This window comes from Paracoccus versutus, from assembly GCF_029909795.1.
Taxonomy (GTDB): Bacteria; Pseudomonadota; Alphaproteobacteria; order Rhodobacterales; family Rhodobacteraceae; genus Paracoccus; species Paracoccus versutus.
In genome coordinates this window covers 1581694-1594999 of record NZ_CP038197.1, presented here as the reverse complement: position 1 = coordinate 1594999, position 13306 = coordinate 1581694, and the positions used below count along the sequence as shown (strand labels likewise).

The following is a 13306-nucleotide window of genomic DNA, read 5'->3' as shown; positions in this document are numbered from 1 at the left end:
CCTTCTTGGCAGGCATGGGCTGATCGTATTCCGGGCAATTGCCCAAGACGCGGTCAGCCGTGCTGAGGAGGTCCGATGCTTACCGGGTTCGTGCTGTTCTATGTCGGCGCCGTGCTGTTTCTGAACGGGCTCTGGCTGATGGGCCGGATCGCCGATCGCGAGATCGTCGTCATCAACATCGTCGCCGCGCTGGTCTCGGGCGCGGCGGTGCTGCACGACGCCTTCGGCGCCGGGGCCAGCGCGGCCAGCATCCGCAACGGCGCGCTGAGCCTCTTGTTCTGCACCACCTATCTGTGGGTCGCCTATAACCGGCTCAGCGGGGCGGACGGGCGCGGCCTGGGCTGGTTCAGCCTGTTCGTGGCGGTGACGACGGTGCCGGTGTTCCTGCGCGCGCTTGCGGCGGCCGGCTCCGCGGCTGAGCTTTGGCTGGCGGCGAACTGGGCTGTCTGGGGCGTGCTGTGGTTTCTGTATTTCCTACTGCTGGCACTTGGCCGCCCGATCCAGCGGCAGACCGCCTGGGTCACGCTGCTGGCCGGGATCTTCACCGGCTGGCTGCCGGGTTTCCTGCTGCTCGACGGGCTGCTCTGATCACCAGAACAGATGCGCCTCGTCGATGGCGCGGCGCCAGAAGGCGTCGCGGTCGGCTTCCGGCGTCCAGCCCAGCAGGCGCTTGGGCTTGGCGTTGTCAAAGGGCGACAGGTGCCCGCGCGATTTCCAGTCCGCCAGCGAGGCGGGTGCCGCGCCCTTGCGGCGCAGCGCGTGGCGCTTCAGCCCCTGCTTGACCGCATCGACCGCCCAAAGCGCGGTCAGGTTCGAGCCGCTGACCTTCAGCCGCGCGCCGGTGCGGCGGTGGATGGCGTCGAAATAGTCGCGCCCCGAGAACATCGGCTCGCCGATCAGGTTGAAGCTTTCGCCGATGGCCTCGTCCCGCTCCATCATCGCGATCAGCCCGTCCGAGACGTCGTCGGCCAGCACGAAGGGCAGGATGTTGCGGCCGTTGCCCCAAAGCCGCACCGCGCCGGCGCCGTGCCAGCGGCCGATGCCCCAATGCTGCAACGGCCCGCCGTCGCCCAGCACGATGCCGGGCCGGGCGATGACCAGCCGCAACCCCTGCGCCTGCATGGCGATCAGCCGCCGCTCGCCCTCGGCCTTGGACCGCGCATAGATGTTGCGGCTGTCCATCTGGCCGAAATCGCTGGCCTCGGTGATGGTGCGGGCGGGGTCGGACATGTCGTATGAGGCGATGGTGCCGGTATGGACCAGCCGCCCGACGCCGGCGCGGATCGCGGCGCGGCCGATGCGCTCGGTCGTGGCCACGTCGTTTTCCAGCGCCGCCTGCCAGCTCTTGTCGGTGGATTTCGCCAGGTTGAAGACGCAATCCATGCCCTGCATGGCGGCCGCCAGCCCGTCCTCGTCGCGCAGCGAGACGCCCAGCGTCTCGACATGATCGGCGATGTCGGGGAAGGGGCCGTTGCGGCCGCGCGACAGCACGCGCACGTCATGGCCGCGCTGGACCAGCCGCCGGGTCAGGTTGCGGCCGATGAAGCCGGTGCCGCCGATCACCATGACGCGCGGCTGCGGCGTGCCGCTGGGCCGGGCCGGAACCGCGGGCAGGGCGGGCAGGCGGGCCAGCGCATCCTCGATCCCCTGCATCACCGCGCGGGCCGAGGCGGGGGCAAAGCGCGGGTCGGGCCGGCCGGCGCGGATGCCGTCGTAGAATGCCGCGACGGTGGCGCGGAAGCTCAGCCCATAGGGGCTTTTCTGGTTCAGCGAGGCGGCCTGGCGCAGGGCGTTCCGCGCGCCCTCGTGCAGATGCGCCCCGGCGCGGGACAGTTCCTTGACCAGCGGGTTCAGCACCAGGTCGGCGGTATTGTCGCGCGTGACCACCAGCGCATCGGCCGCATAATCCAGCCGCGCCATGCCGGACGAGCCGCGCAGCATGACCGAGCGGTCGTCGAAGGTCTCGACCAGCGACAGGGCGATGGTCACGTCCACCTTGCCGGCGCGGGCGAGGATGCGCCAGCTTTGCGGCCGCCGCTCGCCGCCGGGCAGGGTGATCCATTGGCCCAGGCTGACATGCTCGACCTCCAGCGCACCGAACAGGTCTACGGCGAAAGAGAAGGGGTGCGGGCCAAGCTCCAGCAGCAGGTTCTGCGTCTGCCGCAGCATCCACAGCGCGTAGGGCCCCGAGCGCAGCGGCACCAAGGGCAGCGCCCAGTTGATCTGCGCGCTGGAGACCAGGCCCAGGTCGCCCGCCTGCACCGCCCGCTTCAGCCGTTCGTAACCCGGCAGGCCCAGGAAGTTGTGGCAGGCGCCCAGCTGGCGGCCGGCGGCCTGGGCCGCGGCCTCCATCGCGTCGATCTCGGCCACCGACAGGGCCACGGGTTTCTCGACCAGCACATGCAGCCCGGCGCCCAGGCATTTCACCGCCAGGTCGCGGTGCAGGTTCGGCGGCGTCAGGATATGCACCACGTCGCAGACCCCGGCCGCGATCATCTGGTCCAGCTCGGCAAAGGCGGCGACGCCATGGCTGGAAGCCAGCGCCTCGGCCGCGTCAAGGGCGGGGTCGCAGATGGCCACCAGCCGCGCGCCCGGCGCCGCCTTGATCGCATCGGCGTGCCACGAGGCGATGTAGCCGGCCCCGACGATACCGACGCGCAAGTCCGAGGTCATGGCAAGCTCCTATTTATACTCGATAATATGCATGGCGTCGCCCCGCTGGCGGCGACGGAAATATGTCAGCATTCCCAGAAGGTTGGGGATCTTGGCCAGCGTCAGCAGCGCCGCCTGCCGGCCCGCCATCGGCTGGCCGCACAGCCCGCGCCAGGTCTTCCACAAGGACAGCGCATAAAGCCCCAGCACCGCCAGCGAAAGCCAGGGGCTGGTGAACAGCCCCAGCAGGAAGAGCAGCGGCAGCGCCAGCCCATAGGCCCAGACGCGCAGCCTTTCGCGCTTGAAATGCGGCGGATGCATGGCGCCCACCTGCGCGAAGCCGTGGCCGTTGCGGATGGTGCGCTGCCACCATTGGCCGAATCGGGTCATGTCGGCGTCGTGCCAGGTCATCTGCACCGGCAGGCGCATCAGCCTCCAGCCGGCCTTGCCGAGCCGCAGGCAGAATTCGTCGTCCTCGGCCGCGATCACGATCGGGTCGAAGCCGCCGACCTGGCGAAACGCCGCGGCGCGCACCATCATGTCGCCGCCGCAGGTGGTGATCGGCCCGGCGGGGCGATGCCAGTCCACCTGGCACATCTGGTTGTAGACCGAGGCGGTGGGGTGGATCTCGGACCGCCAGCCGGTGACGAGGCCCAGGCCGGGGTCGGCCTGCAGGGCGGCGATGCCGGCCTCCAGCCAGCCCGGCTCGACCCGGCAGTCGCCATCGACGAATTGCACCAGGTCCAGATCGCCCCCCGCCAGCAGCGCCTCGGCCCCGGCATTGCGGGCGCGGGCGGCGGTAAAGGGAACCGAGGTGTCCAGCTCGACCACGGCGACGCCTAGGCTGCGGGCGAAGGCGACGCTGTCGTCGCCCGAACCGCTGTCCACATAGACCACCCGCTCGCAAAGCGGCACCAGCGAGCGCAGGCAGGCCTTGAGCCTGTCGCCCTCGTTGCGGCCGATGGCCACGGCGCCCAGCGTGGGACGGGTCATGTCTGCCCTCGTGCTTGTTCCGGCAGGGGCAGCCTATCCCCGCCGCCGTGCGTTCTGCAATGCGGCGCGGCCTGTCGTTATCGGCATGTTCAGGGCGTCGGCGGCTCTTGCCGCAGGCTTTGCCGCGCCAGGGCCGAGATCAGGTCGGTCTGGGTCACGATGCCGACGATGCGCGACCCGTCCAGCACCGGCACCGCCTCGCATTCGCCCGAGGCGAGCATCGGCAGCAGCGTCCCGATGGGCGCGTCGGGCGCGACATGCGGCGGGTCGGTCTGCATGATCTCGCGCGCGCGGGGCGGCGTGCCGCGCCTGGGGTTCATCAGGTCCGACAGGGCGGCCAGGAAGCGGCGGTTGTGGCGAAAGGCGTCCTCGCGGGCGCGGCGGATCAGGTGCAGCTGGAAGATCACGCCGCGGAACTGGTCGCCCGCCTCGACCACCGGCAGCGAGGTGAAGCCGTGCTTGCGGAAGATGTCGGCGACGCGCACGAGCCGCGTGTGCGGCGCGACGGTGACGAGGTCGCGCGACATCACGTCCGCCGCGGTCAGCGGCCCGGTGCGATGGGCGGCGGCCTGCAATTCGGCGGCGCCGATCAGGCGCGCCAGATCCTCGACCCCCAGGTTTAGCGACTGGCGATAGCGTTGCAGGATCTCGGTCAGCTCGTCCTTGGACAGGCCCAGCCGCTCCATCGCCGGATGGTCGGCGGTGCCGTGCGGCCCCGGCTCCTCGAACTGGCGAAAGGGATAGCGCCGCCCGGTCAGCCGGGCATAGATCATCGCCAGCCCGACCAGCGCCAGCGTGCCGACCAGGACCGGCGCCAGCACGAAGTGAAAGCCAAGCTCGCGGATCGCCTCGGGGTTCAGCGCGGCGGTCATGGCGACCGCGCCGGCCGGCGGATGCACGGCGCGCAAGAGGATCATCGCGGTGATGCTGAGCCCCACCGCCATCGCGACGCAAAGCGCCGAATGCGGCGTCGCCATGCAGGTCAGCACGCCGATGGCGGCGGCGATGCAATTGCCGACCACCGCCGACCAGGGCTGGGCCAGCGGGCTGTTCGGGACCGCAAAGACCAGCACCGAGGTCGCCCCGAAGGGCGCGATCATCGACAGCCCCAGCCGCAGGTCGGTCGCGGGCGACAGCAGGAACATCCCCGCGACGCCCAGCCCGACCAGCGCGCCCACCCCCGCCCGCAGCGCCTCGCGCGGCGAGCCGGGTGCGATCGCCGGGCCGAGTGCCTGCGTGATCTGGTGCAGCACGGCCCCGGCCGGTCTGGTCATCCGAGCTTGTCCTTCGCGCCTGCCCGCAAAACGGGCTTCCGATGCGCCTAATTGTCGCAGGAATGGGCAGGTTGCAAGTCCCCGGAAAGGCTGAGCGGCGGCGGGTTCAGCCCAGCCGGGCAAAGGCTTCCAGCACGGCGCGCTCGGACTGGTTCAGGTAATCCTCCAGCATCCGGGCGGCGCCGGGCGGATCGCCGGCCTCCAGCCTGCCCAGGATCTCGGCATTGCGCGAAATATAGGGGCGGTGCAGCAGCTCGGGGCTGTCGAGCAGGCCGAAGGCCAGCCGCAGCTCGGCGATGATCTGGGTAAAGAACTGGATCAGCCGCGGGCTGTCGGTCAGCGCGACGATGGCGGCGTGGAACTCCATGTTGGCGCTGCCGACGCCGCGCCAGTCGGGGATGGCCTGCAGCGTCTCGGCCCGCTTCACCGCGGCGCGCATCCGGTCGACGGCGGCATGGCCGGGCCAGGCCTGGGCCAGGGCCGGCACCTCGATCAGCCGCCGCACCCGGTAGATGTCCAGGATCGAGGCCATCGAGGGCACCGCGACGAAGACCCCCCGGTTCGGTTCATGCCGCAGGATGCCCTCGCGCGTGAGCAGGCGGAACACTTCGCGCAGCGTATTGCGCGAAATGTCCAGCTCGGCCGCCAGCCGCGCCTCGGACAGGCGCTGGCCCGGCACCAGAGCGCCGCCGGTGACCTGGTCGCGCAGCCGGGCGGCGATGCCTTCGGCAAGGCTGGGGGCGGGTTCGCGGGCTTCGGCCATCGCGGCTGGTTCCTTTGTCATCGGGGCTGTCCCGTCCCTCGGGGGCCGCGCGATCTTGGCCGAGCGGCCGGGGGCAGGCAAGCCGCCCCGCGATGATTCGCCGGGTTTTTCGTCGCCCTGGCCTGACCAGCATCGCCGCCTGACAGGGCAGGATGCCGCCGGACTGCCCATCATCCGGGCATATCATCCCTGCTTTCCGTATGTTTTGTTCAACAATATACAGATGTATGTCAAATTATCGTTGACGGATTGTCTTGTTGAATTCACAGTCGAGCCATTCCCAAGACGCACTCCACCCTTGCAGCAGGAGCAGACCGATGGCCGAATCCGTCACCTCCCCCTCTGCCGCCTCGGCCGCCGCGCGCGGCGGTTTCCTGGCGGCGATCTTCCTGATGGCGACCTCGGCCATCGGGCCGGGCTTCATCACCCAGACCGCGACCTTCACGGCAAAGCTGGGCGCTGCCTTCGCCTTTGCCATCCTCGCCTCGATCGTGATCGACTTCGTGGTGCAGCTCAACATCTGGCGCATCACCGCGTTGACCCGGCGCAACGCCTCGGACACCGCGAACGCCGCCATTCCCGGCGCGGGCTACCTGCTGGCGGTGCTGGTGCTGGTCGGCGGGCTGGCCTTCAACATCGGCAACATCGCCGGGGCCGGGCTGGGCCTGAACGCCATGTTCGGGCTCGAGCCCAAGATCGGCGGCGCGCTGTCGGCGGCCCTGGCCATCGGCATCTTCCTGTCGCGCCGGGCCGGGCTGCTTCTGGACCGTTCGCTGATCGGGCTGGGCTTGCTGATGATCGCCATGACGGTCATCGTCGCCCTGGTCTCTAACCCGCCGGTCGGCGACGCGGTGCGGCAGATGGTGCTGCCCGAGATCGTCGATTTCGCCACCATCACCACCATCGTCGGCGGCACCGTCGGCGGCTATATCACCTATTCCGGTGCGCATCGCCTGCTCGACAAGGGACTGGTGGGCGAGCAGAACCTGGCCGCCGTCACCCGCGCCTCGCTGACCGGGATCGCGGTCACGGGGGTCATGCGCTTCATCCTGTTCCTGGCCATCCTGGGCGTCGTCGCCTCGGGGGTGACGCTGGACCTGTCGGGCCAGGCCGCGAACCCCGCCGCGCAGGCCTTTGCCGTGGTGCTGGGCGAATGGGGGATGCGCATCTTCGGCCTGATCTTCTGGGCCGCGGCCATCACCTCGGTCATCGGCGCGGCCTATACCTCGGTCAGCTTCCTGGTTGCCTTTCGCACCATGGGCGACCGCGACCGCAACATCGCGACGGTGATCTTCATCGCCATCTCGCTGGCGGTCTATCTGTCGCTGGGCACGGCGCCGGCTGCCATCCTGGTCTTTGTCGGCGGCTTCAACGGGCTGATCCTGCCCATCGGCCTGACCATCTTTACCTATGTCGGCTTCGCGCGGGCCGACCTGATGGGCGGGCATGTCTACAACCGCCCGCTGCTGATCGCCAGCGCCGTGGTCTGCGCCTTGACCTGGTACATGGGCTTCAAGTCCATCGGCCCGATCTTTGCCTTCCTGGGCGCCTGAGCCATGATCGCGGCGGGCCCCCCGCGGGCCCGCCGCCCCAATTCCCGCCCCAATTCCCGGAGGATCACATGACCCGCAACATCGACCTGAACAGCGACCTGGGCGAGGGCTATGGCGCCTGGAAGATGGGCGACGACGCCACCATGCTGGGCATCGTCAGCTCGGCCAACGTCGCCTGCGGCTTTCACGCCGGCGACCCGCTGACCATCCTGGCCACCGTGCGCGAGGCGGCGGCGCGGGGCGTGGCGGTCGGGGCGCATGTCTCCTATCCCGACCGGGTGGGCTTCGGCCGCCGGCCAATGGACGTGACCCATGCCGAACTTGTGGCGGACGTGATCTATCAGATCGGCGCGCTGCAGGGCATCTGCGCGAGCGCCGGCACCCGCGTCCGCTATGTCAAGCCGCATGGCGCGCTTTACAACACCATCGCCGTGGACCCGAAACAGGGCGCAGCGGTGATCGAGGGCATCCGTGCCGTCGATCCCTCGCTTGCCATGATGGGCCTGGCCGGGACGCAGATCCTGGCCCAGGCGGCCGAGGCCGGCCTGCCCACCATCGCCGAGGCCTTTGCCGACCGCGCCTATCGCCCCGACGGCCAGCTGGTCTCGCGCCGCGAGCCGGGCGCGGTGCTGCACGACCCCGAGGCCGTCGCCGCCCGCATGCTGCGCCTGGCGACCGAGGGCAAGATCGAGGCGGCGGACGGCTCGACCCTGCACCTTCAGGCCGACAGCATCTGCGTGCATGGCGACAGCCCCGGCGCGGTGGCCATGGCCGCCCGCATCCGCGAGGCGCTGCTGGCGGGCGGCGTCGCCATCGCCCCGGCCACGGGGGGCGCGGCATGACCCTGTTGCCCGATCCGGCCGGGGCCCGTGCCGCCCGCCTTGCCTGCCGTCAGGAAGCCCCGCGTCCCACCGCGGGCATGGCGCCGGGATTCACGCAATGCAACATGATCTCGCTGCCCAGGGACTGGGCCTGGGATTTCCTGCTTTACGCGCAGCGCAACCCCAAGCCCTGCCCGGTGCTGGACGTGACCGACCCCGGCAGTCCCCGCACCGCCCTTGCGCCCGATGCCGACCTGAGGACCGACATCCCGCTGTATCGCATCTGGCGCGACGGCGTGCTGGCTGAAGAAACCCCCGACGCCACCGCCGCCTGGGCCGAGCATCCCGACCTGGTGACATTCCTGATCGGCTGTTCCTTTACCTTCGAGACGCCCTTGCAGCAGGCGGGGATCGAGGTGCGCCACATCGCCCAAGGCTGCAACGTGCCGATGTTTTTGACCGACCGCGACTGCCGTCCGGCGGGGCGGTTGCATGGCAAGATGGTGGTTTCCATGCGGCCGATCCCGGCGGGCCGGGTGGCCGAGGCGGCGATGATCTCGGGCCGCACGCCGGCGGTCCACGGCGCCCCGGTGCATGTCGGCGCGCCCGAAGCCCTGGGCATCGCCGACCTCATGCGTCCCGATTTCGGCGACCCGGTGCAGATCCGGCCGGGCGAGGTGCCGGTGTTCTGGGCCTGCGGCGTGACCCCGCAAGCGGCGCTGATGGCGTCGAAGCCGCCCTTCGCCATCACCCATGCGCCGGGCTACATGTTCATCACCGACGTGCCCGACACGCATTGGCAGGTGTGACCATGCGCTTCCTGCCCATCGGCCCCCGCACCCTGCTGGCGGAACTGGACGACCTGGACCAGACGCTGGCGCTGTTCGACGCTTTGCTGGCCGATCCGGTGCCCGGCGTGGCCGAGATCGTCCCGGCCGCGCGCACGCTGATGATCCGCACCGCCCCCGGCACCGCCGCCGACGGCCGGCTGGCCGGCGCGGTCCTGGCCCGCCAGCCCGCCCCAGGCACGCCGCCCAACGCCCGCGCCAGCGAGACGGTCGAGCTGCCCGTGACCTATGACGGCGAGGATCTGGCCGATGTCGCGGCCCATATGGGCCTGACCGAGGCCGAGGTGATCGCCGCCCATCAGGAGACCACCTGGCAGGTGGCCTTTTGCGGCTTCGCGCCGGGCTTCGCCTATATGACCTGCGACGATCCGCGCTTCGAACTGCCGCGCCGCCCGGCCCCGCGCACCCGTATCCCGGCGGGTTCGGTGGCGCTGGCCGGGCGCTTCTGCGGCGTCTATCCGCAGGAGACCCCCGGCGGCTGGCAATTGATCGGCCGCACCGAGGTGCCGATGTGGGATCTGTCCCGCGACCCGCCGGCGCTGCTGCGTCCCGGCGTGCGCTGCCGTTTCGTGGCGCGCCGGGCCGAGATTCGCCCCTTGGCCGCCGTCCCGCAGCCCCAACCCCGGCAGGGCCTGCGCGTGCTGTCCACCGCCTTTCCCATCGTCTTTCAGGACGAGGGGCGGCCGGGGCAGGGCGGGCAGGGCGTCTCGGCCTCGGGTGCGCTCGACATGGGCGCGGCGCGGCGGGCCAATCGCGCCGTCGGCAACCCCTCGGACGCGCCGGTGCTGGAGATCACGCTGGGCCCTGTCCGGCTGCGGGCCGACCAGCCGATGACCCTGGCCCTGACCGGCGCGTCGTCGGCCAGCGTCGCCGGCCATGCCGTCCCGCGCGGCGCGGCCTTTGCCGTGGATGCGGGCGACGAGATCGCCATCGACCCGCCGCAGGCCGGGATGCGCAGCTATCTGGCGCTGCGCGGCGGCTTCCGGGTCGCGCCGGTGCTGGGCTCGGCCGCCACCGATACGCTGGCCCATGTCGGGCCCGAGCAGGTCGCGGCGGGCGCGGTGCTGGCCGCCGCGAACCGTCCCGCCACCGCCGCGGCCGCGGCCGAACCCGAACCGGCGCTGCCGAAACCCGGCGATCTGGTGGAATTGCCGGTGACGCTGGGCCCCCGCGCCGACTGGTTCACGCCCCAGATGGTCCAGCATTTCCTGACCCAGGAATGGCTGGTGACGCCGCAAAGCTCGCGCGTCGGCATCCGCCTGCAAGGCGAGCCGGTGACGCGCGAGGACGCAACCGAACTGCCCTCGGAAGGGACCGAGACCGGCGCCATCCAGATCCCGCATTCCGGCCAGCCGGTGCTGTTTCTGGCCGACCATCCGCTGACCGGCGGCTATCCGGTCATCGCCACCCTGCGCCCCGAGGCGCTGGATCTGGCCGGGCAGATCCCGCCCGGCGCCCGCATCCGCTTTACCGCCAGCGCCGATTTCGCCCCCATCACGCCAGAGAGGCCCGCATGACCATTTTCGCCACCGGCCCCAGCCGCCCGATCCGCCGCCTGCTGATCGCCAACCGGGGCGAGATCGCCGTCCGCGTGATCCGCGCCTGCCGCGACGAGGGCATCGAAAGCGTCGCCGTCTATGCCGATGCCGATCGCGACGCGATCTTCGTGCGCATGGCCGACCAGGCCCATGCGCTGGGGGGCGACAAGCCCTCGGACACCTATCTGGATGCCGGCAAGATCATCGCCATCGCCCAGGCCGCAGGGGCCGATGCCATCCATCCGGGCTATGGCTTCCTGTCCGAACGCGCCGATTTCGCCCAGGCGGTGCAGGATGCCGGGCTGATCTGGATCGGCCCCGACCCCAAGGTGATCGAGGCGCTTGGCGACAAGATCGAGGCCCGCCGCATCGCCGAGGCGGTGGGTGCGCCGCTGGTCGCCGGCACCCCCGGCCCGGTCGAAAGCGCCGCCGAGGCGCTGGCCTTCGCAAAGGAACACGGCCTGCCCATCGCCATCAAGGCCGCTTTCGGCGGCGGCGGCCGCGGCATGAAGGTCGCCTGGCGGCTGGAAGAGGTCGAGGAGCTGTTCGAATCCGCCACCCGCGAGGCGCTGACCGCCTTCGGCCGCGGCGAATGCTTCATCGAGCAGTTCCTGGATCGCCCGCGCCATGTCGAGGCGCAGGTGCTGGCCGACAGGCACGGCACCGTCAAGGTGATCGGCACCCGCGACTGTTCCCTGCAGCGTCGCAACCAGAAGCTGGTCGAAGAGGCGCCGGCGCCGTTCCTGACCGACGAGCAGCGCGCCCGCATCCACGATTCCGCCCGCGCCATCTGCGCCCATGCCGGCTATTCGGGCGCGGGGACGGTGGAATACCTGCTCTCGGCCAATGGCACGATTTCCTTTCTCGAGGTGAACACCCGGCTTCAGGTCGAGCATCCTGTGACCGAGGAAACCACCGGCATCGACCTGGTGCGCGGCATGATCCGCGTGGCACAAGGCGCCAAGCTGGCCGACGAGACCGTGCCGGAGCCGCGCGGCCATGCCATCGAGTTCCGCATCAATGCCGAAGACCCCGCGCGCGGCTTCCTGCCCACGCCCGGCCCGGTCGAGGTCTTCGATGCGCCCTCGGGGCCGGGCATCCGGCTGGACAGTGGCGTCGCCCAAGGCTCGGTGGTGCCGGGCAGTTTCGATTCGCTGATGGCCAAGCTGATCGTGACCGGCGCCACCCGCGAGGAAGCCTTGCAGCGCGCCGACCGGGCGCTGCGCGAATTCCGCATCGGGGGCGTGGCCTCGGTGCTGCCCTTTGCCCGCGCCGTGCTGGCCCAGCCGGATTTCCGCGCCGAGGACGGGGATTTCCGCGTCCATACCCGCTGGATCGAGACCGATTTCGCCGAACCGCTGGCCGAGGCGGTCGCCCCCCATGCCCGCGTCGCGCCCGCCGCGCAGGCGCCGCTGCTGCGCCTGGCCATCGAGATCGACGGCAAGCGGCATGAGCTGGGCCTGCCCGCGAGCATGCTTGCGGCCTTGCCCTCGGGCGGCGCCCCCGCGGAGGCTGCGCCCGAGACGGACGAGGCCCTGCTGGCCGCCCCGGTCCCCGGCACGCTGACGCTGTGGCAGGCCGAGGACGGGGCCGAGGTCGAACAGGGCCAGGTCGTCGCCGTCATCGAGGCGATGAAGATGGAGACCCGGATCGAGGCGCATCGGGCGGGCCGGCTGACCCGCATCGCCGCGCAGGGCGAGGTGCTGGGCTTTGGCGCGGCCCTGGCGCGGATCGGCTGAGGCGCTTTGACATTTCCCGGCGGGCCGTGCCAATTCGGCCCGCCGGCCCCTGGCCGCCGGATACCTGCCGGGAAAGACGATGAGCCTGCTGAACCGCCGCCTCCTGACCTTTGCGCTGGCCGCCCTGGGCGGCGCGGCCTTTCTGCTGTTGCACCTGCCGCTGCCCATGCTGCTGGGGCCGATGCTGGCCTGCCTGGTCGCGGCGCTGGCCGGCGCGCCTTTGGCCGGGGCCGGGCAGTTCGGCATCTTCATGCGCACCATCCTGGGGGTGGCGGTCGGCGCCTCGATCACGCCCGGCGTGCTGGCGGAACTGCCGGACGTGGCGGCCTCGCTGCTGTTCGTGCCGGGCTTCATCGGGGTGATCGCGCTGGTCGGCTATCCCTTGTTCCGCCGCGCCTTCGGCTTCGACCACGCCACGGCCTGGTATGGCGCCATGCCCGGCGGCTTGCAGGACATGCTGGTCTTTGGCGAAGAGGCGGGCGGCGATGTCCGCGCGCTGTCGCTGATCCATGCGACGCGGGTGCTGGTGATCGTCACGGTCGCGCCGCTGATCCTGACCGGCTGGTGGGGCGTGGACCTGTCGCAGCCGCCCGGCGCGCCGATGCGCACGACCGGCGCGGCCGAGATCGCGCTGATGGTCGCCGCCGGGCTGGTCGGCTGGAAGGGGGGCGAGCGGCTGGGCATCTTCGGCGCCTCGATCCTGGGGCCGATGGTGCTGACGGCGGCGCTGTCGCTGTCGGGCCTGATCACCCAGCGCCCGCCGGCCGAGATGATCCAGGCCGCGCAATTCTTCATCGGCATCGCCGTCGGGGTGAAATATGCCGGCATCACCCTGCGCGAGTTGCGCCTGCATGTGACGGCCGGGCTGGTCTATGCGCTGCTCTTGGCGGGGATCAGCCTGGTCTTCATCGAGGGGATCATGCACCTGGGGCTGGCGCCGGGGCTCGACGCCTTCCTGGCCTTCCTGCCGGGCGGGCAGGCCGAGATGGTGGTGATCGCGCTGATCGCCGGGGCGGACATGGCCTATGTCGTCAGCCACCACCTGCTGCGCATGGTCATCGTGATCGTGCTGGGTCCGGTGGTGGGCAAGGTGCTGGGCCGCCGCCGGGGCTGAGGCAACCGCGG

General features: G+C 70.9%; 11 protein-coding genes. 7 read left to right on the top strand and 4 right to left on the bottom strand.

The features are described from left to right. Window positions 1–75: 75 nt before the first annotated feature. Window positions 76–588: an AmiS/UreI family transporter gene (locus E3U25_RS19220; RefSeq protein ID WP_036749893.1), complete on the top strand. Its 513-nt coding sequence runs from the start codon at window positions 76–78 to the stop codon at window positions 586–588. Here the strand turns inward: E3U25_RS19220 and E3U25_RS19215 are convergent, their stop codons facing one another. From E3U25_RS19215 to E3U25_RS19200, 4 genes are all read right to left on the bottom strand, one after another. Further along, a complete protein-coding gene (locus E3U25_RS19215) occupies window positions 589–2673 on the bottom strand; it encodes an NAD-dependent epimerase/dehydratase family protein (protein ID WP_116221842.1) in 2085 nt (694 codons plus the stop codon). A 9-nt stretch (window positions 2674–2682) separates the two neighbouring features. Next, window positions 2683–3645 (bottom strand): glycosyltransferase family 2 protein, encoded by a 963-nt coding sequence (locus E3U25_RS19210; RefSeq protein ID WP_116221843.1) that lies wholly within the window; start codon window positions 3643–3645, stop codon window positions 2683–2685. Window positions 3646–3734: 89 nt separating this feature from the next. After that, window positions 3735–4919, bottom strand: a complete 1185-nt coding sequence (locus E3U25_RS19205) for an HPP family protein (protein WP_116221844.1) — start codon at window positions 4917–4919, stop codon at window positions 3735–3737. A 106-nt stretch (window positions 4920–5025) separates the two neighbouring features. Next, a complete protein-coding gene (locus tag E3U25_RS19200) occupies window positions 5026–5703 on the bottom strand; it encodes a GntR family transcriptional regulator (RefSeq protein ID WP_208021300.1) in 678 nt (225 codons plus the stop codon). Between the two features lie 296 nt (window positions 5704–5999). Here E3U25_RS19200 and E3U25_RS19195 point away from each other — a divergent pair, with 296 nt between their 5' ends. The 6 genes from E3U25_RS19195 (at window position 6000) to E3U25_RS19170 (ending at window position 13295) form a co-directional block, all read left to right on the top strand. Continuing rightward, window positions 6000–7235: an NRAMP family divalent metal transporter gene (locus E3U25_RS19195; protein WP_072463562.1), complete on the top strand. Its 1236-nt coding sequence runs from the start codon at window positions 6000–6002 to the stop codon at window positions 7233–7235. Window positions 7236–7303: 68 nt separating this feature from the next. Beyond that, window positions 7304–8077: a LamB/YcsF family protein gene (locus E3U25_RS19190; protein WP_116221845.1), complete on the top strand. Its 774-nt coding sequence runs from the start codon at window positions 7304–7306 to the stop codon at window positions 8075–8077. Then, window positions 8074–8865 carry a putative hydro-lyase gene (locus tag E3U25_RS19185; RefSeq protein ID WP_116221846.1) on the top strand — a complete coding sequence of 264 codons (792 nt, stop codon included), beginning with the start codon at window positions 8074–8076 and terminating at the stop codon, window positions 8863–8865. Before E3U25_RS19190 ends, E3U25_RS19185 begins: the two co-directional genes overlap by 4 nt. A gap of 2 nt (window positions 8866–8867) precedes the next feature. Beyond that, complete coding sequence (locus E3U25_RS19180; protein WP_116221847.1) at window positions 8868–10421, top strand: 5-oxoprolinase subunit B/C family protein; 1554 nt, start codon at window positions 8868–8870, stop codon at window positions 10419–10421. Then, complete coding sequence (locus E3U25_RS19175) at window positions 10418–12181, top strand: acetyl/propionyl/methylcrotonyl-CoA carboxylase subunit alpha (protein WP_116221848.1); 1764 nt, start codon at window positions 10418–10420, stop codon at window positions 12179–12181. The genes E3U25_RS19180 and E3U25_RS19175 overlap by 4 nt, the downstream gene beginning before the upstream one ends. Before the next feature lie 79 nt (window positions 12182–12260). Continuing rightward, window positions 12261–13295, top strand: a complete 1035-nt coding sequence (locus E3U25_RS19170; RefSeq protein WP_116221849.1) for an AbrB family transcriptional regulator — start codon at window positions 12261–12263, stop codon at window positions 13293–13295. Window positions 13296–13306: the final 11 nt, after the last annotated feature.

Bases quoted from the DNA above. Each gene is read 5' to 3' on its own strand.
- E3U25_RS19220 (WP_036749893.1), top strand. From the start codon at position 76: ATGCTTACCGGGTTCGTGCTGTTCTATGTCGGCGCCGTGCTGTTTCTG.
- E3U25_RS19215 (WP_116221842.1), bottom strand. From the start codon at position 2,673: ATGACCTCGGACTTGCGCGTCGGTATCGTCGGGGCCGGCTACATCGCC.
- E3U25_RS19210 (WP_116221843.1), bottom strand. From the start codon at position 3,645: ATGACCCGTCCCACGCTGGGCGCCGTGGCCATCGGCCGCAACGAGGGC.
- E3U25_RS19205 (WP_116221844.1), bottom strand. From the start codon at position 4,919: ATGACCAGACCGGCCGGGGCCGTGCTGCACCAGATCACGCAGGCACTC.
- E3U25_RS19200 (WP_208021300.1), bottom strand. From the start codon at position 5,703: ATGACAAAGGAACCAGCCGCGATGGCCGAAGCCCGCGAACCCGCCCCC.
- E3U25_RS19195 (WP_072463562.1), top strand. From the start codon at position 6,000: ATGGCCGAATCCGTCACCTCCCCCTCTGCCGCCTCGGCCGCCGCGCGC.
- E3U25_RS19190 (WP_116221845.1), top strand. From the start codon at position 7,304: ATGACCCGCAACATCGACCTGAACAGCGACCTGGGCGAGGGCTATGGC.
- E3U25_RS19185 (WP_116221846.1), top strand. From the start codon at position 8,074: ATGACCCTGTTGCCCGATCCGGCCGGGGCCCGTGCCGCCCGCCTTGCC.
- E3U25_RS19180 (WP_116221847.1), top strand. From the start codon at position 8,868: ATGCGCTTCCTGCCCATCGGCCCCCGCACCCTGCTGGCGGAACTGGAC.
- E3U25_RS19175 (WP_116221848.1), top strand. From the start codon at position 10,418: ATGACCATTTTCGCCACCGGCCCCAGCCGCCCGATCCGCCGCCTGCTG.
- E3U25_RS19170 (WP_116221849.1), top strand. From the start codon at position 12,261: ATGAGCCTGCTGAACCGCCGCCTCCTGACCTTTGCGCTGGCCGCCCTG.